The following is a 19,977-nucleotide window of genomic DNA, read 5'->3' on the forward strand; positions in this document are numbered from 1 at the left end:
GGGGGAACCACCATGGACAAAACGCCCGCTGAACCGAGGCTTTCCGCCACAATCCTGATGCTTCGCGAGGCCGCCTCCGGCCCGCCGGAAGTGCTGATGGTGAAGCGGCATTACGAGATTGACTTCGCGGCTGGCGCACTGGTGTTTCCGGGCGGCAAGGCAAGCGCCGACGACTCGCGCACGGAGTGGGATGCCTACACCGATGGCGACTATGGCCCTGTTCAGCAGGATGCACGTATCGCGGCGGTTCGCGAGGCGTATGAGGAAAGCGGCCTGCTGTTGGCGCGCCCTGCCTCAGCCCGTGGACCCGGTGCAACGCTGGTAGGGCCTGACATTGCAGAAAAGCTGGCGCCACATCGCCATGCGGTGGACAGAGGCGAAATGAGTTTCCTCGATCTGATCCGTGAACATGATCTTGTGCTGGCCCTCGATAGTCTCGTGCATTTCGGTCACTGGATCACACCGATCATGATGCCGAAGCGTTTCGATACGCATTTCTACATTGCCCCGGCCCCGGAGAACCAGGTTGCGGCCCATGATGGACGCGAGACGACGGACGCCGTGTGGCTGTCCGCCGAGGAAGCGCTGGCTCAGGAAGCCGATGGTCGGGCAACCATCATATTCCCGACACGGATGAACCTGAAGCGCATGACGATGGCGACGTCCGTCTCAGATGCGCTGGCACGTTTCGGGTCTATGGACGTGCCGACCGTGCTGCCGAAGCCGGGCAAGAATGATGAGGGGCAGGCGTGCCTGTTCATCCCGAAAGTAGAGGGCTACGGCCAGACGGTGGAACTACTGTCCAACGTCAAAGTCTAGGGCCGTCCGTTAAAGGATAAATTTGGACAGATCGGCATCGGCGGCGAGGCCGCTGACGCGTTCGTTCACATAGTCCGCCGTGATGGTGACGGTTTCGCCCTTCTTCTCGGGCGCGTCGAAGCTGATCTCGTCCAGCAGCCGTTCCAGAACGGTCTGCAGGCGGCGGGCACCGATATTTTCGACGCTGTTGTTCACAGCCTCTGCGAGATCGGCCAGCCTGTCGATCGCGGCGTCTTCAAACACCAGCGTCACGCCCTCGGCAGCCATCAGGGCCTCATATTGGCGGATCAGGCTCGCTTCCGGCTCGACCAGGATGCGGCGCAGGTCGTCTCGGGTCAGGGCATCCAGTTCAACGCGGATCGGCAGGCGGCCCTGTAGCTCTGGCAGCATGTCCGACGGCTTGGAGACGTGGAAGGCGCCGGAGGCGATAAAGAGGATGTGGTCCGTCTTCACGGCGCCGCGCTTCGTCGAGACCGTCGTGCCTTCGATCAGGGGCAGCAGGTCGCGCTGGACGCCTTCACGGCTGACATCTGCGCCGCCACGCTCTGACTTGGCAGCAATCTTGTCGATCTCGTCGAGGAACACGATGCCGTCCTGCTCCACCGCGTTAACGGCTTCACGGGTAATGCTTTCCTCGTCCAGCATCTTGTCGGCTTCTTCGTCGAGCAGGGGTTTGTAAGCCTCTTTCACGGTGGTGCGTACGCGCTTGGTGCGTCCGCCCATGGCCTTGCCCAGCATGTCGGAGAGATTGATCATCCCCATCGAGCCGCCTTGTCCCGGCAGGTCAAACATCTGCATCGGGCCACCGGTCTCGGGCATGTCTATGTCGACTTCCTTGTCATCCAGTTCGCCGTCTCGCAGCTTGCGGCGGAACACTTCGCGCGTGGAGGACTGCGCCTCCTCGCCGACAAGCGCATCCAGCAGACGCTCCTCGGCCGCGTCCTGCGCGGTTTGCTGGACTCCAGCCCGCTTCTGTTCGCGGATCATGCCGACGGCACTCTCAACGAGGTCGCGGATGATCTGCTCCACATCACGGCCCACATAGCCGACTTCCGTGAACTTGGTGGCTTCGACCTTCAGGAAGGGCGCATTGGCGAGACGGGCGAGGCGGCGGGAGACTTCCGTCTTGCCGACGCCGGTCGGACCGATCATCAGGATGTTTTTCGGCGTGATCTCGCCCTGCAGGTTTTCCGGGGCCTGCTTGCGGCGCCAGCGGTTGCGCAGGGCGATGGCGACCGCGCGTTTCGCGCCGGTCTGGCCAACGATATGGCGATCAAGTTCAGCGACGATTTCGCGGGGAGTGAGTTCAGTCATGTGGTCTTGTGGTCCGGTCAGATGTCGAGCGTTTCGACCGTGAAATTTGCATTGGTGTAGACGCAGATGTCGGCGGCGATCTGCATGGCCTTGCGTCCAATGACTTCTGCATCTTCCTCATAATCAATGAGGGCGCGTGCAGCGGAAAGGGCGTAATTCCCGCCGGAGCCGACGGCCACGACATCGTATTCAGGTTCCAGCACGTCACCGGAGCCGGTGAGCACGAGCGTGACTTCCTTGTCGGCCACGATCAGCAGGGCTTCTAGTTTCTGCAGGTATTTCTCGGTACGCCAGTCCTTGGCGAGTTCGACGGCGGCGCGGGAGAGCTGGCCGTTATGGCGCTCCAGCTTTGTTTCCAGCCGCTCGAACAGCGTGAAAGCATCTGCCGTGGCGCCTGCGAATCCTGCCAGTATCTTGCCGTCGGCGAGGCGACGCACCTTGCGGGCGTTGCCTTTCATGACGGTCTGACCCATGGACACCTGCCCATCGGACATCATGACGAGTTTATTGTTCTTGCGAACGGCCAGAATGGTCGTGCCATGCCAGCCGGGTGAAGTTGTATCGGTTGCGCCAGTCATGCCGGAGATGTGGACGATCAGGCCGTCTGGTGCAAGGAGTCGGCTGGGCCGTAATGTCGGCACGTTTTGTCACATAAGTGTCGCGGCACTCCAGTATGGGGGCACAGCTGACAGTTGAATGGAGACTGGATGCTCTCGCAATTGAGCCACCTGCCAATGGACTTCCTGCTTCTCGCGGCGGCAGTGACTCTCGCATCCTTTGGATTCATTGCAGGACGCCTGCGCGCGGAGCAGTTTTCCTTTCCAGGTGACATCCACCCCAACTCCCGGCCGAACGCGCACGGTTACTTCGTCCTGATGTGGAGCCTGGTGCCGGTCGTGCTGGTCGCGCTTGGTTATATTTTCTTTGGTGAGGGCACATCCCGCGCCATCCTGCGCAGCGAGCTGCCGGACGGGTTTTCGATCCTGACATCTGGCGAGCTGACGACCTATCTGGATACAGTTGCCCGTGCGGCTCGCATTCCGGACTTCCTCAGCGGGGAGCACGTTTTCGATACGGTCACAGAGCGGTATGGCGAAATTCGGGGGACGGTGAACATCTTCACGCTGGTCTTTGCGCTGGCCCTGTCTGTCGCAGGCATGTTCCTCTCCCGCCGTTGCCTGTCACCGGGTTTCCGGGCGCGCCAGCATGTCGAAAGCGGAATTGAATGGTTCCTGTTCCTGTGCGCGGCGCTCGCCATTGCAACTACTGTTGGCATTGTGGCGTCGCTCGTTTTCGAAAGCCTGCGTTTCTTTGCCGAGGTGCCGGTGTGGGATTTCCTGCTGGGAACGCGCTGGAACGCGCAGACAAGCGCTGAATTCGGCGCGCTGCCGCTGTTTTTCGGCACCTTCATGATCTCTTTCTTCGCCATGATGGTGGCGGCCCCGATCGGCCTGTATGCCGCGATTTACCTGTCGGAGTATGCGAGCGGGCAGGTGCGGTCGATCATCAAGCCGGTTCTGGAGGTGCTCGCCGGAATTCCGACCGTCGTCTACGGCTTCTTCGCTTTGCTGGTCATCGCACCGGCCGTGCGGTCTATCGCGTTGTGGATCAATCAATTGCTGATCGCGTGGGGCTTTGCCGACGGAGCTGTCCTCGCGGCCCAGCCGACGAGCGCGCTCGCCGCCGGGATCGTTATGGGCATCATGGTGATCCCCTTTGTCTCGTCGCTATCCGATGATGTGATCCGCGCTGTGCCGCAGTCGCTGCGGGACGGAGCCTATGCGATGGGCGCGACCAAGGCGGAGGCCGTGCGCCAGGTTGTGGTACCTGCAGCGCTGCCAGGCATCATCGCAGCCTTGTTGCTGGCAGTTTCGCGCGCCATCGGTGAGACGATGATCGTGGTCATGGCAGCAGGTCAGCGTGCGCGGATCTCACCTGACCCGACTTCGGACCTGACGACCATTACCGTCCAGATCGTGTCCCTTCTGACCGGGGAATCCGAGTTCGACAGCCCGAAGACGCTGTCGGCTTTTGCGCTGGGCCTTGTTCTTTTCGTCGTGACTCTGCTCTTCAACCTTGTCGCCATCAATGTCGTGAAGCGGTTCCGGGAAAAGTATGAGTGATCCGGCCGTCTCCCCATTCGCCAATGAAAGGGCGTTGAAACGGCTGCGGCGCCGACGGGCGGCAGACCGTCGTTTCAAATGGTATGGGCGTATGGCCATCGGCTTTGCGCTCGCGGCGCTGGCACTGTTGTTAGCCTCGATCACCACACAGGCCATGTCGGCCGCAACTTATCATGTCGTGACGTTCAATCTTGACCTCGAGAAGGAAACATTCGGCGGACTGAAGCCGGACGATCCGCCACCGGTGGACAAGGTGTATGGCCTGGTCCGCGCTGACCTGCTGGCGCAATTCCCGGAAACTGCCGACAATCCCGTGCTGCGCCACGACCTGACCGAGCTGATCACCCGGCTGGCTGTTTTGCCCGTTTCCCGGGACATCGTACGCAATCCGCGTAGTGTGGGGACTGTGCGCGAGGTGGAACTGCCTTTGTCGGATGACCTGGACCTTTACCTGAAAGGGGCCAATGCCCGGCATCTGACCGTTCCGATCGGACGCGTCAGCGCGGAGGAAAAAGATGGCATCCTGACCCTAACGGCAGAGGGCGCCTACAAACGACTGATCGCGGCGGTATCGCTGGAGGGCATGCTGGCGCCGGAGGCGCTAAATACCGGATCCATCCTGATGACGGCCGGCCAGTCGACACTCAAAGTCTCCACGCTTGACCCATCGCGCATCACTGGCTCCCTCCTGACCGGAAACCTGCAGGATTTCGGGACTTATCCCGTGCGAGCCCGATTGATCACATCCCCGGAATCGGAACGCACGGTCAGCGACCAGCAGATCGCCTGGCTTTTGGCGCTCAAGGCTGAAGGCCGGGTATCCCGCGTGCCGCACTGGAGCCTGCTGACGCATACGGACAGCACCCAGCCGGAACTGGCCGGGGCGCTGGCTGCGATCATGGGCTCGTTGCTGACCCTGCTGGTTACGGCGTCGATGGCCATTCCGGTCGGGATTCTTGCTTCCATCTACCTCGAAGAATTCGCAACGCGAAACCGGGTGACCGACCTGATCGAGGTGAACATCAACAATCTCGCCGCGGTGCCTTCCATCGTGTTCGGTTTGTTGGGGGCTGCGGTGTTCCTCGGCGCCTTCGGCCTGCCGCGGTCCGCGCCGGTGGTAGGCGGGCTGGTTCTGGCCCTGCTGATCCTGCCGGTGGTCATCATTGCATCCCGCACAGCCCTTAAGGCCGTGCCCCAATCGATCCGGGACGCAGCCCTTGCCATTGGGGCCTCCCGCATGCAGACCGTGTTTCATCACGTCCTCCCGCTGGCGGCGCCGGGCATGCTGACCGGGGCCATTCTGGGGATGGCGCGGGCGCTGGGTGAAACGGCGCCGCTTCTGCTGATCGGAATGGTCGCGTTCGTGGCGGAGGTGCCGCGCAGCCCCACCGACGAGGCGACCGCACTGCCAGTGTTGATTTATTCCTGGGCGACACAGGCCGAGCGGGCCTGGGAGCCGATGACGGGCGCGGTCATTTTGATCCTGCTCGCCTTCCTGATAGCGATGAACGGCGTGGTTGTGTTCCTGCGCCGGAAGTTCGAGCGGAGATGGTGATGGACGGAACCCTCGGGAACGAGACGACGATGGAGAAGGGCGTCCTGCCGGACGCGCCTGAGGCCTCCGTACGCATGTCGTGCCGAAACATCGATGTTTTCTATGGAGAGAAGCAGGCGATTTACGATGTCTCGCTCCAGATTGCAGATCGTTCGGTGACCGCCCTGATCGGGCCATCCGGTTGCGGCAAGTCCACCTTCCTGCGCTGCCTCAACCGGATGAACGACACGATCGAAGGCTGCCGTGTCGAAGGCGAAATCATGATGGAGGGGAAGGACATCAACTCCCCGGCGATTGACCCTGTCCTGCTTCGTTCACGCGTCGGCATGGTGTTCCAGAAGCCCAACCCGTTTCCGAAATCGATCTATGAGAACATTGCCTACGGCCCCCGCATCCATGGCTTGGCGCAGGGGCGTGAAGACATGGATGAGATCGTCGAGAAGAGCCTCCGCCGTGCGGGTCTCTGGGAAGAGGTGAAGGACCGCCTGAACCTCGCCGGCACCAGTCTCTCCGGCGGGCAGCAGCAGCGGCTCTGCATCGCCCGGGCAATTGCCGTGCGGCCGGAAGTGATCCTGATGGACGAGCCGTGTTCCGCCCTCGACCCAATTGCCACGGCACGTATCGAGGAACTTATCGATGAATTGCGCAAGCGCTATTGCATCATCATTGTGACCCATTCCATGCAACAAGCTGCGCGTGTTTCTCAGCGTACGGCTTTTTTTCATCTCGGCTCTCTGGTTGAGGTGGGTGACACTGATCAGATTTTCACAAGTCCCCGTTGGTCTGCCTCCCGAAAAGTGGTCCGTTATTTGAGTTAGTTCCGGCTTCAGATATGGAGCTGAGACATGGGCAAGAGAGCCAAGCCTGAAGAGATTATTGCGAAACTGCGGGAGGTGGAGGTTCGCCTCGCTCGCGGTGAAACTGCAGCTTCGGCGGCGCGCGCCGTCGGTGTGACCGAACAGACCTACTACCGCTGGCGCAAAGAGTATGGCGGCCTGCAGGTCGACCAAGCCAAGCGCATGAAAGATATGGAGAAGGAAAACGCCCGGCTTCGGCGCGCAGTCTCTGATCTCACGCTGGACAACCAGATCCTTCAGGAAGTCGTGCGGGGAAAGTTCTAAGCCCTTCGCGTCGTCGTGCTGCAGTCGATCACGTGGTGGAAGAGCTTGGCGTCTCCGAACGCCGGGCTTGCCGTGTGATCGGCCAGCACCGTTCGACCCAGCGCAAGCAGCCCATACGGCGAGATGATGAGGACGCCCTGACATCGGCGATTATCCGCCTGGCCGAACGGTTCGGCCGGTATGGCTATCGCCGGATCACGGCGCTCCTCAGAAATGATGGCTGGCATGTGAACGAGAAGCGGGTTTACCGCATCTGGCGACGGGAGGGGCTGAAAGTGCCGATGAAACAACCAAAACGCGGTCGTCTCTGGCTGAATGATGGCTCGTGTGTGCGGCTGAGGCCGGCGCACAAAGGCCATGTCTGGTCCTATGACTTCGTGCAGGACCGCACCCATGATGGACGTGTGTTCCGCATGCTGTGTGTGGTCGACGAGTTTACACGGGAGTGCCTCGCCATCCGAGTCGAGCGAAAGCTGAACTCACGGGATGTCCTCGACACGCTGGGTGAGCTGTTCGTTCGGCATGGGCCGCCGGAACACATACGCTCTGACAATGGCCCTGAGTTCATTGCAACAGCCCTCCGTGACTGGCTGGCACGTATCGGCGTGAAGACGCTCTATATCGAACCGGGAAGCCCATGGGAAAACGGATACTGCGAAAGTTTCAACTCCAAGCTCCGGGACGAGTTGCTGGCGAGGGAAATCTTCTTCGATCTCAGGGAGGCCCAGATCCTGATCGAAACCTGGCGGCGGCACTACAACACCGCGCGCCCGCACTCTTCTCTGGGCTACCGGCCACCCGCTCCACAAACCATCTTGCCCGCGGCGTTCATACCGCCTTACTGTGAGGAGGTAGCGGCATGAACGCCGCTACGTGAAAACCGCCGGACTAACAAAACCGGTGGACCACCCCTGTGGGGCAGAGCAGCGGCTGCTTTGGACGCATCGACCCCCGGCTGGGCCTTGGCGGCCGAGAGGCCGCCCGCGAGGCGCTTCTGAAGCTCGGCCCGGTTGCCGACCAGCGGATTCATAAGGGCCTGGTTTTCCTCAACCGTCGTACCGCGCTTGCCTTTACCGTAGACGTCCATGGCGAAGGCTGCATAGCCGAGTTCGTTGACGACGCGGCCGGCTTTCTGGATCTCGTTGTCGCTCAGGCCGCCCCAGGCGTGCGCGATTGCCACGACTGGCAGATTGGTCTTGCCTTCGGGGGCCAGGAAGTAACCTTCATAGGTCTGGCCATCAACGGTGTAGTCGACTGCGCTCATGTTGAAATCCTCTCTTTCTGTTGGGGCATTCATAGAGAGGCTGGGCCACGCCAATCAAGGGTGTTGGCAAGGGCGATGGTGATTAGTATGCGGATTCTAGACTTTTTCCTTATCTCTGGCGTCATGGACAAACCCGTAAGGAGTCATTCCCATGGCTAAAGACAAAAAAGCGAAAGCCAAGAAGGCGAAGAAATCCGACGCTCGCGTAAAGGCAGAGCAGCTCGGCAAAGCCATCGAGGCACAATCGGCCGAGATGGCGCACAAGATCTGGCTTGCCGGCGTTGGCGCCTATGGCAAGGCCTATGACACCGCACTTGCAAACGCGAATACGTTCAACAAGCAGTCGACAGAACTGTTCGACGAATTGGTGAAGCGCGGCGAAAAGATCGAGACTGACGTGAAGGCCCGCTTCGCGGACGATGAACGTGTCACCAAGGCGACCAAATCCGTTGCCAAGGCAAATGCGGCAGCCCGCCAGTTTCAGGCTGAAGCGTACGACCGCTTTGAAGCCCGCATGGAACGCATGCGCGACCTGCTGGGTGTAAAGCAGATGAGCGAGCGATCCGCGAAAATCGCCTCGAAGATCGAAAAGCTTGAGGATGAAGTGGCCGAGACGGTTGCGAAGTCGAAAGATCGCCTCAGCAAAGTGGACCTGAAGGCTCGCATCGCGCGCCTTTCGGCGGAGATCGAGGCTGTTGCTGGTGAAACAGGTGCGGACCTCGCCAAGACGGCCAAGAAGGCTGCGGGCAAGACCAGCAAGGCCATGAAGGCCGCCGTGGCTGTGCCGGAAGCTTCCGACGATCTCTCGCAGATCACCGGCGTTGGCCCGGCGATGGTGAAGAAGCTGAACGATGCCGGTATCTACGGCTTCGCACATCTGGCGTCACTGAAGAAAGCCGAAGCTGAAGCGCTCGACGCGAAGATCGGTGCCCGTGGCCGCGTAATCCGCGACGAGTGGGTCAAGCAGGCCAAGGCGCTCGCGAAGAAGTAGGAAGTAACAGGGCAGGCGGCTGAAAAGTCGCCTGCCGCTATTTCCTGTTCGCCTCGTAGTGCGTGATCATTTGGGAGAGGGCGTCGAAGCCGTTCTCGCCCATGTACGGTACGATCAGGCACATGACCTGGAACACGGTCTTGTGGATCAGATCGGCGCCATCAAGTTTGCTCCGGTTCATGGCGTCCGCTTCCAGCCAGAATGTCAGAGACATCATGATTTGGTCGGTCAGGGCGTCGCTGAGGCGGGGATCGATGGTCAGGACGTCGGCTTTGCCGAGATCGGCCAGGACATTGTGGATCGTGGTGCGCTGTTCAGCGACGAGAGTGCGAAAGCGGCTGGCAAGGTCAGGATAGCGGTCAAGCAGGACGCCGAGGTTCCGGTAGAAAAAGCGGAAATCGTAGATTTCTTCGAGGATGATGTAGAGATAAACCCAGTTGTCTTCAATCGAAGTGACCCGTCCGCGGGAGCCGCGCAGGATGACTCGCATCTCTTCTTCGAAGGCATCGAACAGGGCCCGGATGATCGCGTCCTTGCCCTTGAAATGGTAGTAGAGATTGCCCGGGCTGATGCCCAGCGCATTCGAGATGTCGACAGCCGTCTGCTGGGCTTCCCCTTCTTCATTGAAGAGAAGCAGGCTGACATGGAGGATGCGATCGCGTGTCTTCATCGGCTTGAAGACGGAGTTTGACACGCAATTCTGACTATGGAACGAATTTTCTTTCAAAGTTTACAAGTAACTCTTTCCTCGAATGAAAGAGAAAAAAGATAAACAACAGCCAGCGGGCGGCGAATACATGCTCTCTGGAAGTCTCGGGGAGGGACTGATGACGACGCCGAAGGATGAAATCGCCCGAAGTGCAGCTGAGACGACACTTTCGATGAATCCGCTGATGGGCGGGATCAACCGCGAGGAATTGGTGGGCGCCGTGGCGATGATGCTGCGCTCGACGATGACGAACCCGGTCACCAGCGCCAAATCTGCGGCGAAGATCGCGAAGGAAAACGCGGAAATTCTGCTGGGGAAATCCAAGCGAAAGGCGGATCCGAAGGATCGCCGGTTCCGCGACCCGGCCTGGGAGCACAATCCGTTCTACAGGCGCGGCATGCAGGCCTATCTCGCGACACAGGAACACCTGAATGACTGGGTGGCCGACCTGAAAATGTCTGAGCTGGAGCATGCGCGAGCGAAATTCGTCATGGGCATGATCACCGATGCGCTGGCGCCAACCAATTCCCTGATCGGCAATCCGGCGGCGACTAAGCGCGTGGTCGACTCCGGCGGGCTGTCACTGCTGAAAGGGCTGAAGAACGCTTACACTGACCTGACGAAGAATGGCGGCATGCCGGCCCAGGTCGACAAGCGGCCGTTCAAGGTCGGCAAGAACCTGGCCGTTTCCGAAGGGCAGGTGATCTGGAAGAATGAGATGCTGGAGCTGATCCAGTACGCGCCGACAACGGAAAAAGTGCACCGGACGCCGATCCTGATCATTCCGCCACAGATCAACAAATATTATGCGATGGACCTGTCGCCGATGACGTCCATGGTCCAGTTCCTGCTCGCCATGGAGCAGCAGACATTTGTTGTGTCCTGGCGAAACCCGAAGCGCGAGCATGCGGACTGGGGCATGCAGGAATATGTCGACAGCCTCATCCAGGCGAGTGAAGTCGTCCGTCAGGTGACGAAGTCCAGGAAGATCAATGTTTCGGGGGCCTGTTCCGGCGGCATCACGACGGCTACGCTTGCGAGCTTGTTTGCCGCTGCAGGTGATGACCGCATCAATTCGATCACCTTCATGGTCTGTGTGCTGAATCCGCAGAAGGAAGACAGCGAGCTTGGCCAGATCGTGTCGGATGGCAGCCTCGAAATCGCACGTGCCTATTCCAAGAAGAAGGGCATTCTGAAGGGGGATGACCTCGCGCGCATGTTTGCGTGGATGCGCCCGAACGACCTGATCTGGAATTATGTCGTCAACAACTACCTCATGGGTGAGGACCCGGCGCCGTTCGATGTGCTCTACTGGAACAACGATTCGACAAACTTGCCGGCTCAGCTGCATTCCGATTATCTCGACATGGGGCTGAACCAGCCCTTCGACCATCCGGGCGAGTTCGAAGTGGCCGGTCACATGCTGGATATGTCCAAAGTGAAGGCGGATGCCTTCATTGTTGCCGGGCTGACGGACCACATCACGCCATGGAAGGCTTGCTACCGGACCGCTGGTTTGCTGGGGTCGAAGAATGTGGAGTTCATCCTGTCGTCTAGCGGTCATATCCAGTCTCTGCTCAATCCGCCGGGAAACCCAAAAGCGAAAATGTTCCGTAATCCGAATATTGAACCGACTGCAGACGAATGGGCGGCCGGGGCGACCGAAGAGGCAGGCAGCTGGTGGCCAGTCTGGGGCGAGTGGCTTAAGGCGCGCTCAGGTACAGTAAAAACTGCGCCCAAGGCTTGCGGGAACGAGACTTTCCCGCCTCTCTATCCGGCACCGGGCCGTTACGTCTTCGACGAATAGCCGGGCAAGGTAACAGCGGAAGTGTCAGGCATGCCGGAAAAGCGCCCACAGATTACGATGCAGGATGTCGAAGGTATCCAGCTGCGGACGGCATTCTGGCCGGCCAAACTGGCAAATGACAACCTGCCGCTGCTGTTTTTCAATGGTATCGGGGCAAACCTGGAGCTGACGCAGGGCCTCGGCGACATGTTCCCGGACCGCGACATCATCACGTTCGATGTGCCGGGGGTCGGCAAGAGCCCGGTAACGCAATGGCCGTACCGTCCGTGGATGCTGGCCCGCTGGGCGCGCAAACTTCTGGATCAGTTTCATATCGATTCAGTCGACGTGATGGGCGTGTCATGGGGCGGGGCGCTGGCCCAGCAATTTGCTTTCCAGTACCGCAATCGCGTGGGCAGGCTGATCCTGTGCGCCACCAGCGCCGGTATGACGATGGTTCCGGGGCGACCGAAGTCGCTCTCGAAAATGGTGGACGCACGCCGCTACTCTGATCCCGAATTCATGCGGGACAGTTTCAGCACATTGTATGGCGACGCAGTGGACGGAGAAGTCGGGCGTCACATCGACAATCTGCTACCGCCGCATCCCCGCGGATATTTCTATCAGCTGCTGGCCTTCATTGGATGGTCCAGCCTGCCGTTCATTCGCTTCCTGAAGATGCCGTCGCTGGTGATCATGGGGGACGAGGACACGATCGTGCCGGTGGCGAACGGTCACATACTGAAGCTGGGCTTGCCGAACTCACGCCTGCACATCATCGAAGGTGGCGGGCATCTGTTCCTTGTATCGCGAGCCGCCGAAACTGCGGTTATCATTCGCGAGTTTCTGGATACGGAAGAAATTCTGGCTGAAGCGGCCTGAAACGCTCAGGCGTTTGCGACTTTCAGCGCCACGCGCTCTTCAAGCGCTTCGCAGACAGCATCGGCAATCGACTGGCCGTCGCTGCCCTGACCGATCGAATTGAAGGCGGCCCGGCAGGCCTCGACATGAAGATTGATCAGCGCGGCGTTTTCGCCAGGCCGGGTGTCGCCAAGCAGGCGGCTCAAGGATCCGCAAAGCCGGGCAATCGCCGGATAACCGTATGAGTTGGCGGCCCCCTTGATGTTGTGGGCTGCGGTGAAGACGGCACGGTAATCTTCTGCTGTGGCGCCCGGTTCACGGGCAACGCTCCAGGCGCGGACGAGTTCGTCGAGGTCACCGCGCATCCAGGTCTCGAACTGACTGGAAAGGGAGTCGACAGCCTCTTCCGCAAGGCCGCCCAGAAATTCTGTGTCGGCGGGTGCGGTGTTTGCAGGCTCGGTGATGGTTGCTGCGGGTTGGGGCGTCCGGACCGGCTCGGCTGATTTGATCACACGGCTAATGTCGATGGCGACTTCGGCGGTGTTGGCATTCGCAGATTTACGCCGTGTCGGCAGGGCGGTCAGCAGATTCTTGAACATCGGGCACTCCTGAGCGCCCAATTAACCGTCCAAGCCTTAAAAAAATCCTAGGAAATCAGAAGCCGAACTGTTCCCGAAGAATTCGCTCATCGAGGGCGTGGCCGGGATCGAACAACATGGTGAGGCGTTTGCTGCGATCTGCTTCGACACGTACTGTCGCAATGTCACGGACTTCCTGATTGTCGGCCGCTGCGGCAACTGGGCGGCGGTCCGGTGCGATGACTTCGATGGTGACTTTTGCATCGTGGCGCAGAAGTGCGCCGCGCCAGCGGCGAGGCCGGAATGCGCTGACAGGCGTGAGCGCCAGAAGATTTGCACCAATCGGCAGGATCGGGCCGTGGGCCGAGAGATTGTAGGCGGTCGAGCCTGCCGGTGTGGCGACCATGACGCCATCGCAGGAGAGTTCCTCCATGCGCACCTTGCCATCGACCGTAATGCGCAGGCGGGCTGTCTGGGCCGTCTGGCGGAACAGGGAAACTTCATTGATCGCCAAGGCGTTGTGTTCCCGCCCCTGGATATCCGTGGCGACCATCCGGAGCGGCACGATCTGGGCGCGTTCCGCTGCGTTTACGCGTTCGACGAGGCCATCTTCCCGGTATTCGTTCATCAGGAAGCCGATTGTGCCCCGGTTCATGCCGTAGACGGGTTTGGAATCCCCGAACCGCCGGCGTAGTGAATCCAGCATCGCGCCATCACCGCCAAGCGCAACAACGACGTCGGCATCGGTTTCGCTGTGTTGACCATATCGCTGCACAAGGGACGGCAGAGCTTCCTGGGCTTCAGGGCGCTTGGAGGCGAAAAAGGCAAAACGAAGAGAACTCATCGGGCCCATGTGGTTGATGTTCCGTTGCGGCGTCAAGGAGTTGGATTGCAAGTGATTAGCCATACGTGACGCGGGCGTCACCATGATAGTAGCGAAGCCCGGTCATTTGGGCTAAGTTACCCCCGTAGAACAAAGGGAGATAGAGAGATGGCAGACGGCAACCAGACGGTCGACATGCGCGGTTCGGTGAGTGCGGAAGAGTGGCAGGCGCGCGTGGATCTCGCGGCGCTATACCGTCTGACAGCCATGTATGGCTGGGACGACATGATCTTCACCCACATCTCCCACCGCGTGCCGGGACCGGATCACCACTTCCTGATCAATCCCTATGGCTATTTCTTCGAGGAAATCACCGCGTCTTCGCTCGTGAAGGTCGATCTGGACGGCAATGTCGTTCAGGAAACCGATTCCATGATCAATCCGGCCGGTTTCACCATCCATTCCGCAGTTCATGCGGCGCGCGAAGACGCGAAGGTCGTAATGCACGTTCATACCGATCAGGGCGTTGCAGTGTCGGCCCAGAAAGAGGGCCTTCTGCCGATCAGCCAGACGGCGCTCGCCGTGCGGGCAGACGTGGCCTACCATGACTATGAAGGCATTGCGCTGGATCTCGACGAGCGGGAGCGGCTCGTGGCCGATCTGGGCCCCAAAAAACACTCAATGATCCTGCGCAATCACGGTACGCTGACCTGCGGCGAGACGGCAGCGATCACATTCACGCGGATGTTCTTCCTCGAGCGTGCCTGCAAGATGCAAGTCATGGCGCTCACGGCGGGCCGTGACGGCGTTCTGGAGTGCGATGACAGCCTCAAGGACAAGGTGGCAGGTCAGGGCGGCATGACTGAAAACAGCAATGGCATGTCCATGCTGACGGAAAAGCTGGTCTGGCCGGCGCTCCTGCGGAAACTGGACCGCGAATATCCGGGCTATGCCTCCTAGGTAGTCTCACGGATGCGACAAAAACGGCGAAAGCGCTATCAGCCCATTAAATGTCGTGCCGGAAGCGTCTAAGTAAACTTCCCGGAGCTTATAAGGGATAAGCAGATGAAACACCTGAAGGCCTTCGAGGATGCCCTCGGCACTATTCATTCCGAGGGACGCTACCGGGTCTTTATCGACCTCCAGCGTCACAAGGGGCGTTTTCCGAAGGCCACTGCGCGCTTCGAGGATGGCGAGCGCGAGGTGACGATCTGGTGTTCCAACGACTACCTCGGCATGGGGCAGGACGACGGCGTGATTCAGGCCATGCACGAAGCGATTGATAGCTTCGGGGCTGGTTCAGGCGGTACGCGCAATATTTCTGGCACGACACGCTTCCACGTCGATCTCGAACGGGAACTGGCGGACCTGCACCAGAAGGAAGCGGCGCTGCTGTTCACGTCTGGCTACGTGTCCAACGATGCGACACTGTCGACCCTCGGCAAGATCATGAAAGACCTGATCATCTATTCCGATCAGCTCAATCACGCCTCGATGATCGAAGGTATCCGCCGTTCAGGCGCAGATTACCGTGTGTTCCGTCACAACGACGTCGATCACCTGCGCGCCCTTCTTGAAAATGACGATCCGGACCGTCCGAAAGTGATCGCGTTCGAAAGCGTCTACTCCATGGATGGCGACTTCGGCCGCATGAAGGAAATCTGCGACCTGGCAGATGAGTTCAATGCGCTGACCTATCTGGACGAAGTGCACGCCGTAGGCCTCTACGGCAGCCAGGGCGCAGGCGTTGCCGAAATGCTCGGCCTGTCCGACCGGATCGACATCATCGAAGGTACGCTCGCCAAGGGCTATGGCGTGATGGGCGGTTACATCGCTTCCAAGGCGACTGTGATCGATGCCATCCGCTCGATGGCGTCCGGATTCATCTTCAGCACGTCGACGTGCCCGGTGATGGCCGCAGGCGCGCTGGCCAGCATCCAGAAGCTGCGCTCTGATGAAGGCCGCAAGCTACGCGCGATCCATCAGGCAAAGGCAGCCGAACTGAAGCAGAAATTCCGCGATGCCGGTCTGCCGGTTATGGAATCGCCGTCTCACATCGTGCCACTGCTGGTTGGTGATCCGGAGCGTTGCAAGGCGCTGTCCGACACGCTGTTGTTCGACTTCGGCATTTATGTGCAGCCGATCAACTACCCGACCGTGCCGCGAGGTACCGAACGTCTGCGGTTCACGCCGAGCCCGGTGCACGATGCGGTCATGATGGACGAGCTCGTTGAGGCGATCCTCGCCGTCTGGAAACAGCTCGGTCTCGACAAAGCCGCCTGATAAGGCGCTGAAAACGTTGAAGGTTATTGCAGAATAGGCGCCTTCTGGCGCCTATTTCTTTTTCTTGCCGAGCCCGATGTTTTTGGCGTGCTTTGAGCGGAGCTTGGCGTAGTTTGGCGCAACCATCGGATAGTCCGCCGGCAGGTTCCATCGCTCGCGGTACTCCTCCGGCGTCATCGAGTACCGGGACCGCAGGTAACGCCGAAGCATTTTGAGCTTCCGGCCGTCTTCCAGGCAGATCAGGAAGTCCGGCGTGATGGATTTCGATATCGGCACAGCGGGTGAAAGGGCTTCGGCACCGCTGGTCGCTTCCTCTGACAGGGAAGAAATTGCATCATGCACGGACCGGATAAGACCTGGCAGTTCTGACGCTGGAACTGTATTGTTGGAGACAAAGGACGAGACGATTCCTGTCGTCATGCCCAGCACGTCAATCTGTTTCGGGTCACCCATCTTGCCACCACCGTTATTGTTATAATTCTACGGTAATTCGAAGCACAATGTCATGAAGAGCACGGGAAGACCAGAAGAACGTAAGTATTTGAGCGCGAGTACCGGTGATACATCAAACAAGATTGAGAAAATCTGCCGACTGCTATGCGGGATTGTCCAGTTGCGAGCGCGCGCCTCTGCGCGTAAACAGCGCTCGGAAAGCAGGAGATTCCCATGGCAGATACCGCCCAGACGCAACGGTTCGATAGCAGCGGTTTCTTTTCGACAGGTCTCGAAGAGAGCGATCCGGAAGTTTTCGCTGCAATCGGCAAGGAGCAGGGGCGCCAGCAGCACGAAATCGAGCTGATAGCTTCTGAAAACATTGTCTCCAAGGCAGTTCTGGAAGCACAGGGATCAGTCCTCACCAACAAATATGCCGAAGGCTATCCGGGCCGCCGCTATTATGGTGGATGTGAATTCGTCGATATCGCTGAAAACCTCGCGATCGACCGCGCAAAGCAGCTCTTCAATTGCGAGTTTGCCAACGTGCAGCCGAACTCCGGCAGCCAGGCCAACCAGGGTGTCTTCCAGGCTGTTCTGAAGCCAGGCGACACCATACTCGGCATGAGCCTTGATGCTGGCGGTCACCTGACCCATGGCGCCCCGCCTAACCAGTCGGGCAAATGGTTCAACGCCGTTCAGTACGGCGTGCGCCGCGAGGATGATCGTATCGACTTCGAGCAGGTCGAGCGCCTGGCCAAGGCGCATCGGCCGCAGCTGATCATCGCCGGCGGCTCGGCTTATCCGCGCGAGATCGATTTTGCCAAATTCCGCGCCATTGCCGATGAAGTCGGTGCAGTCTTTATGGTCGACATGGCGCACTTTGCAGGCCTCGTGGCAGGCGGCGCCCACCCGAACCCGCTCGACTTTGCGGACGTGGCAACGACCACCACGCACAAGACGCTGCGTGGCCCGCGCGGCGGCATGATCCTGACCAATGACGAAAAGCTGGCCAAGAAGATCAACTCGGCCATCTTCCCCGGCATTCAGGGCGGCCCGCTGATGCATGTGATTGCGGCGAAGGCTGTCGCGTTTGGAGAAGCGCTGCGCCCGACGTTCAAGGAATATGCGGCACAGGTCGTCACCAATGCACGCGCCATGGCAGCCGCGGCAAAGGCAAGCGGGCTGGACGTCGTTTCCGGTGGCACTGATACGCATCTCGCATTGATCGACCTTCGCCCGAAGAAGGTGACCGGCAAGGATGCAGAGGCGGCACTCGGCCGCGCCTACATCACCTGCAACAAGAACGGCGTGCCGTTCGATCCGGAAAAGCCTACGATTACCAGTGGTATTCGTGTCGGTTCACCGGCAGGCACCACACGCGGTTTCGGCGAAGAGGAATTCACCCAGATCGGTAACTGGATCGGTGAGATCGTCGATGCCGTCGCCACGGGTGATAGTGCGTCAACGGAAGACCGTATCCGCGAAGAAGTCAAAGCGCTGACGGCGCAATTCCCCATCTATGGTGGCCTGGGAGGCTGATCCGGTTTGCGTTGTCCTTTCTGCGGGTCTGAAAACACATCGGTAAAGGACAGCCGTTCGGCTGAAGACGATACCGCTGTGCGCCGCCGCAGGGTCTGCGAAAGCTGCGGCGCCCGCTTTACTACATTCGAACGGGTCCAGCTGCGCGAAGTCACCGTTGTGAAGCGAGATGGAAAACGTGTGCCGTTCGACCGGGAGCGGCTTGCGAGGTCGATCACGATCGCTCTCCGTAAACGGCCGGTCGACCGTGAGCAGATCGACCAGATGGTGTCCGGCATTTTGAGGAAGCTCGAGAGCGCGGGCGAACCGGAAGTCGCATCCAATGATGTTGGTGAACTGGCGATGGAAGCGCTGCGTATGGTCGATCCTGTCGGCTATGTTCGCTTTGCAAGCGTCTACAAGGATTTCCGGGATCCGAGCGATTTCGCCCAGTTCATCGAAAAGGCAGCACTCGAGGACGAAGAGGACATGGGAGGCGAATGAGCGGCGTGCGGGTCACGCTGAAGCTTGCCACCTCGCTGGACGCACGCATTGCCCTCGCTGACGGTACGAGTCAGTGGATCACTTCCAGTGAATCCCGCGCGCGGGGACATCAGCTGCGGGCATCGCATGATGCGATCCTGGTTGGGATAGGTACCGTCCTTGCCGATGACCCATTGCTCACCGCTCGCACGGTGCCGATGCCGAAGAAGCAGCCGGTGCGCATTGTGGCTGATTCCAATGGGCGCACGCCGCTCAGCTCTCGCCTGGTGCAGTCTGTGTCCAGCGGCCGGGTCGTGGTGGCGACCAATGGTCAGCCGCAGGATTTCCTGACGCGGAGCGGCGTGGAAGTCTGGCGTTGCGGAAATGGCGTGCGGATGGATGTGCAGGATTTATTGCGCCGCGCCTCTGCGGAAGGCATTTCCTCTCTGCTGATTGAAGGCGGCGGGACTGTGGCTGCAAGCTTCATCCGCGCTGGCCTGGTCGACGAAATCGCATGGTTTGTCGCGCCTATCCTGATTGGTGGCGACGGATTGCCGGCTCTGGGGGGGCTCGGCCTGCAGACCCTGTCAGATGCGACACGGTGGAAACCTGTCGCGACGGAACGCATTGGGGATGACGTTCTGAACACTTATGTTCGTTTTTAGCAAAAGTCGCCCGAAGGTCTTCCCATGTTCACAGGTCTCGTCACTGATGTTGGCACTGTCCGCAAGGCGGAGCACCGTAACGGCCTGACGCGGTTTGAAGTCGAGAGCGGCTATCCGCTGGAAGACATCGCGATGGGCGCGTCGATTATGCACTCCGGTGTCTGCCTGACTGTGGTGGATATGGGGCAGGGTGAACGTGGCGCCTGGTTCGCCGTTGAGGCGGTTCCTGAGACGCTCGCGAAAACGGTTTTGGGCGACTGGAACGAAGGCGCCCGCGTCAATCTGGAGCAAAGCCTTAAGCTGGGCGACGAATTGGGTGGCCATTTCGTGTTCGGTCATGTCGATGGTGTCGGCGAGATTGTTTCCATCGTACCGGAAGGCCAAAGCCGCCGGATCACGATACGTCCGCCGGCCGATCTGGCGAAGTATTTTGCGACCAAAGGATCTGCAGCGGTGAATGGCGTTTCGCTCACCGTGGCGGACGCTCTTTCAAATGGCGACTTTCAGGTCGCCGTTATTCCTCACACATGGGAGGTGACCACGCTGGCTGAACTGCAGCCGGGCAGCCGTGTGAACCTTGAGATAGATATGCTGGCACGGTACGTCGCCCGCATGATTGGTGCCGATGCACCTGAAGGGCAGTGAAACA

21 protein-coding genes are annotated in these 19,977 nt (G+C 59.8%); 14 read left to right on the forward strand and 7 right to left on the reverse strand.

Annotated elements, in window-relative coordinates; translation table 11 throughout:
• Window positions 1–12: 12 nt before the first annotated feature.
• Window positions 13–819 carry an NUDIX hydrolase gene (locus tag R3C98_RS07290; RefSeq protein ID WP_371313458.1) on the forward strand — a complete coding sequence of 269 codons (807 nt, stop codon included), beginning with the start codon at window positions 13–15 and terminating at the stop codon, window positions 817–819.
• Window positions 820–828: 9 nt separating this feature from the next.
• On the opposite strand, the gene hslU is transcribed toward R3C98_RS07290, so the two are convergent.
• Both hslU and hslV read right to left on the reverse strand, forming a co-directional pair.
• Window positions 829–2,133, reverse strand: coding sequence for an ATP-dependent protease ATPase subunit HslU (gene hslU / locus R3C98_RS07295; protein WP_371313459.1), 1,305 nt, complete (start codon window positions 2,131–2,133; stop codon window positions 829–831).
• Window positions 2,134–2,150: 17 nt separating this feature from the next.
• Window positions 2,151–2,711, reverse strand: coding sequence for an ATP-dependent protease subunit HslV (gene hslV / locus R3C98_RS07300; RefSeq protein ID WP_371314017.1), 561 nt, complete (start codon window positions 2,709–2,711; stop codon window positions 2,151–2,153).
• 129 nt (window positions 2,712–2,840) lie between these two features.
• Between hslV and pstC the strand changes: the two genes are divergently transcribed.
• From pstC to R3C98_RS07320, 4 genes are all read left to right on the forward strand, one after another.
• Window positions 2,841–4,256, forward strand: coding sequence for a phosphate ABC transporter permease subunit PstC (gene pstC / locus R3C98_RS07305; RefSeq protein ID WP_371313460.1), 1,416 nt, complete (start codon window positions 2,841–2,843; stop codon window positions 4,254–4,256).
• Entirely contained in the window at window positions 4,249–5,811 is a 1,563-nt protein-coding gene (pstA, locus tag R3C98_RS07310) for a phosphate ABC transporter permease PstA (protein ID WP_371313461.1), read from the forward strand. The genes pstC and pstA overlap by 8 nt, the downstream gene beginning before the upstream one ends.
• 29 nt (window positions 5,812–5,840) lie before the next feature.
• On the forward strand, window positions 5,841–6,629 hold the full coding sequence (pstB, locus tag R3C98_RS07315; protein WP_371314018.1) for a phosphate ABC transporter ATP-binding protein PstB: 789 nt from the start codon (window positions 5,841–5,843) through the stop codon (window positions 6,627–6,629).
• A gap of 27 nt (window positions 6,630–6,656) precedes the next feature.
• A protein-coding gene (locus R3C98_RS07320) for an IS3 family transposase (RefSeq protein ID WP_371312552.1) occupies window positions 6,657–7,795 on the forward strand; the annotation gives its coding sequence in 2 pieces (ribosomal slippage) (window positions 6,657–6,915 and window positions 6,915–7,795; 1,140 coding nt in all).
• Here the strand turns inward: R3C98_RS07320 and R3C98_RS07325 are convergent.
• On the reverse strand, window positions 7,771–8,196 hold the full coding sequence (locus R3C98_RS07325; protein ID WP_371313462.1) for a dienelactone hydrolase family protein: 426 nt from the start codon (window positions 8,194–8,196) through the stop codon (window positions 7,771–7,773). The two genes, R3C98_RS07320 and R3C98_RS07325, sit on opposite strands and share 25 nt — an antisense overlap.
• Before the next feature lie 151 nt (window positions 8,197–8,347).
• Here R3C98_RS07325 and R3C98_RS07330 point away from each other — a divergent pair, with 151 nt between their 5' ends.
• Window positions 8,348–9,187 (forward strand): phasin family protein, encoded by an 840-nt coding sequence (locus R3C98_RS07330; protein ID WP_371313463.1) that lies wholly within the window; start codon window positions 8,348–8,350, stop codon window positions 9,185–9,187.
• Between the two features lie 37 nt (window positions 9,188–9,224).
• Here the strand turns inward: R3C98_RS07330 and R3C98_RS07335 are convergent, their stop codons facing one another.
• A complete protein-coding gene (locus tag R3C98_RS07335; protein WP_371313464.1) occupies window positions 9,225–9,881 on the reverse strand; it encodes a TetR/AcrR family transcriptional regulator in 657 nt (218 codons plus the stop codon).
• Window positions 9,882–10,014: 133 nt separating this feature from the next.
• On the opposite strand from R3C98_RS07335, the gene R3C98_RS07340 reads away from it, so the two are divergent.
• Both R3C98_RS07340 and R3C98_RS07345 read left to right on the forward strand, forming a co-directional pair.
• Window positions 10,015–11,703, forward strand: a complete 1,689-nt coding sequence (locus R3C98_RS07340; RefSeq protein WP_371313465.1) for an alpha/beta fold hydrolase — start codon at window positions 10,015–10,017, stop codon at window positions 11,701–11,703.
• A gap of 30 nt (window positions 11,704–11,733) precedes the next feature.
• Window positions 11,734–12,564 (forward strand): alpha/beta fold hydrolase, encoded by an 831-nt coding sequence (locus R3C98_RS07345; protein WP_371313466.1) that lies wholly within the window; start codon window positions 11,734–11,736, stop codon window positions 12,562–12,564.
• A 5-nt stretch (window positions 12,565–12,569) separates the two neighbouring features.
• Here the strand turns inward: R3C98_RS07345 and R3C98_RS07350 are convergent, their stop codons facing one another.
• Both R3C98_RS07350 and R3C98_RS07355 read right to left on the reverse strand, forming a co-directional pair.
• The gene (locus tag R3C98_RS07350) at window positions 12,570–13,142 is read right to left on the reverse strand and encodes an Hpt domain-containing protein (RefSeq protein WP_371313467.1); all 573 of its coding nucleotides are present in this window, start codon (window positions 13,140–13,142) and stop codon (window positions 12,570–12,572) included.
• A gap of 55 nt (window positions 13,143–13,197) precedes the next feature.
• On the reverse strand, window positions 13,198–14,049 hold the full coding sequence (locus tag R3C98_RS07355; RefSeq protein WP_371313468.1) for an NAD kinase: 852 nt from the start codon (window positions 14,047–14,049) through the stop codon (window positions 13,198–13,200).
• A gap of 63 nt (window positions 14,050–14,112) precedes the next feature.
• Between R3C98_RS07355 and R3C98_RS07360 the strand changes: the two genes are divergently transcribed.
• A complete protein-coding gene (locus R3C98_RS07360) occupies window positions 14,113–14,904 on the forward strand; it encodes a class II aldolase/adducin family protein (protein WP_371313469.1) in 792 nt (263 codons plus the stop codon).
• Window positions 14,905–15,009: 105 nt separating this feature from the next.
• A complete protein-coding gene (hemA, locus tag R3C98_RS07365) occupies window positions 15,010–16,227 on the forward strand; it encodes a 5-aminolevulinate synthase (protein ID WP_371313470.1) in 1,218 nt (405 codons plus the stop codon).
• Window positions 16,228–16,278: 51 nt separating this feature from the next.
• Here hemA and R3C98_RS07370 read toward each other — a convergent pair whose 3' ends face one another.
• Entirely contained in the window at window positions 16,279–16,680 is a 402-nt protein-coding gene (locus R3C98_RS07370) for a MucR family transcriptional regulator (RefSeq protein WP_371313471.1), read from the reverse strand.
• Between the two features lie 213 nt (window positions 16,681–16,893).
• Here R3C98_RS07370 and glyA point away from each other — a divergent pair, with 213 nt between their 5' ends.
• The 4 genes from glyA to R3C98_RS07390 are packed head-to-tail and all read left to right on the forward strand — an operon-like array spanning window position 16,894 to window position 19,973.
• The gene (gene glyA, locus R3C98_RS07375) at window positions 16,894–18,201 is read left to right on the forward strand and encodes a serine hydroxymethyltransferase (RefSeq protein ID WP_371313472.1); all 1,308 of its coding nucleotides are present in this window, start codon (window positions 16,894–16,896) and stop codon (window positions 18,199–18,201) included.
• Window positions 18,202–18,207: 6 nt separating this feature from the next.
• A complete protein-coding gene (nrdR, locus tag R3C98_RS07380) occupies window positions 18,208–18,684 on the forward strand; it encodes a transcriptional regulator NrdR (protein WP_371313473.1) in 477 nt (158 codons plus the stop codon).
• Window positions 18,681–19,328: a RibD family protein gene (locus tag R3C98_RS07385; protein ID WP_371313474.1), complete on the forward strand. Its 648-nt coding sequence runs from the start codon at window positions 18,681–18,683 to the stop codon at window positions 19,326–19,328. The genes nrdR and R3C98_RS07385 overlap by 4 nt, the downstream gene beginning before the upstream one ends.
• A gap of 24 nt (window positions 19,329–19,352) precedes the next feature.
• Complete coding sequence (locus R3C98_RS07390) at window positions 19,353–19,973, forward strand: riboflavin synthase (RefSeq protein WP_371313475.1); 621 nt, start codon at window positions 19,353–19,355, stop codon at window positions 19,971–19,973.
• The last annotated feature ends 4 nt before the right edge of the window (window positions 19,974–19,977 follow it).

This window comes from Hyphomonas sp. (assembly GCF_041398465.1).
Lineage (GTDB): Bacteria > Pseudomonadota > Alphaproteobacteria > Caulobacterales > Hyphomonadaceae > Hyphomonas.

What these genes read in the sequence shown, in the direction of transcription:
- R3C98_RS07290 (WP_371313458.1), top strand. Translation starts at nt 13, where the DNA reads ATGGACAAAACGCCCGCTGAACCGAGGCTTTCCGCCACAATCCTGATG.
- hslU (WP_371313459.1), bottom strand. Translation starts at nt 2,133, where the DNA reads ATGACTGAACTCACTCCCCGCGAAATCGTCGCTGAACTTGATCGCCAT.
- hslV (WP_371314017.1), bottom strand. Translation starts at nt 2,711, where the DNA reads ATGACTGGCGCAACCGATACAACTTCACCCGGCTGGCATGGCACGACC.
- pstC (WP_371313460.1), top strand. Translation starts at nt 2,841, where the DNA reads ATGCTCTCGCAATTGAGCCACCTGCCAATGGACTTCCTGCTTCTCGCG.
- pstA (WP_371313461.1), top strand. Translation starts at nt 4,249, where the DNA reads ATGAGTGATCCGGCCGTCTCCCCATTCGCCAATGAAAGGGCGTTGAAA.
- pstB (WP_371314018.1), top strand. Translation starts at nt 5,841, where the DNA reads ATGGAGAAGGGCGTCCTGCCGGACGCGCCTGAGGCCTCCGTACGCATG.
- R3C98_RS07325 (WP_371313462.1), bottom strand. Translation starts at nt 8,196, where the DNA reads ATGAGCGCAGTCGACTACACCGTTGATGGCCAGACCTATGAAGGTTAC.
- R3C98_RS07330 (WP_371313463.1), top strand. Translation starts at nt 8,348, where the DNA reads ATGGCTAAAGACAAAAAAGCGAAAGCCAAGAAGGCGAAGAAATCCGAC.
- R3C98_RS07340 (WP_371313465.1), top strand. Translation starts at nt 10,015, where the DNA reads ATGACGACGCCGAAGGATGAAATCGCCCGAAGTGCAGCTGAGACGACA.
- R3C98_RS07345 (WP_371313466.1), top strand. Translation starts at nt 11,734, where the DNA reads ATGCCGGAAAAGCGCCCACAGATTACGATGCAGGATGTCGAAGGTATC.
- R3C98_RS07350 (WP_371313467.1), bottom strand. Translation starts at nt 13,142, where the DNA reads ATGTTCAAGAATCTGCTGACCGCCCTGCCGACACGGCGTAAATCTGCG.
- R3C98_RS07355 (WP_371313468.1), bottom strand. Translation starts at nt 14,049, where the DNA reads ATGGTGACGCCCGCGTCACGTATGGCTAATCACTTGCAATCCAACTCC.
- R3C98_RS07360 (WP_371313469.1), top strand. Translation starts at nt 14,113, where the DNA reads ATGGCAGACGGCAACCAGACGGTCGACATGCGCGGTTCGGTGAGTGCG.
- hemA (WP_371313470.1), top strand. Translation starts at nt 15,010, where the DNA reads ATGAAACACCTGAAGGCCTTCGAGGATGCCCTCGGCACTATTCATTCC.
- R3C98_RS07370 (WP_371313471.1), bottom strand. Translation starts at nt 16,680, where the DNA reads ATGGGTGACCCGAAACAGATTGACGTGCTGGGCATGACGACAGGAATC.
- glyA (WP_371313472.1), top strand. Translation starts at nt 16,894, where the DNA reads ATGGCAGATACCGCCCAGACGCAACGGTTCGATAGCAGCGGTTTCTTT.
- R3C98_RS07385 (WP_371313474.1), top strand. Translation starts at nt 18,681, where the DNA reads ATGAGCGGCGTGCGGGTCACGCTGAAGCTTGCCACCTCGCTGGACGCA.
- R3C98_RS07390 (WP_371313475.1), top strand. Translation starts at nt 19,353, where the DNA reads ATGTTCACAGGTCTCGTCACTGATGTTGGCACTGTCCGCAAGGCGGAG.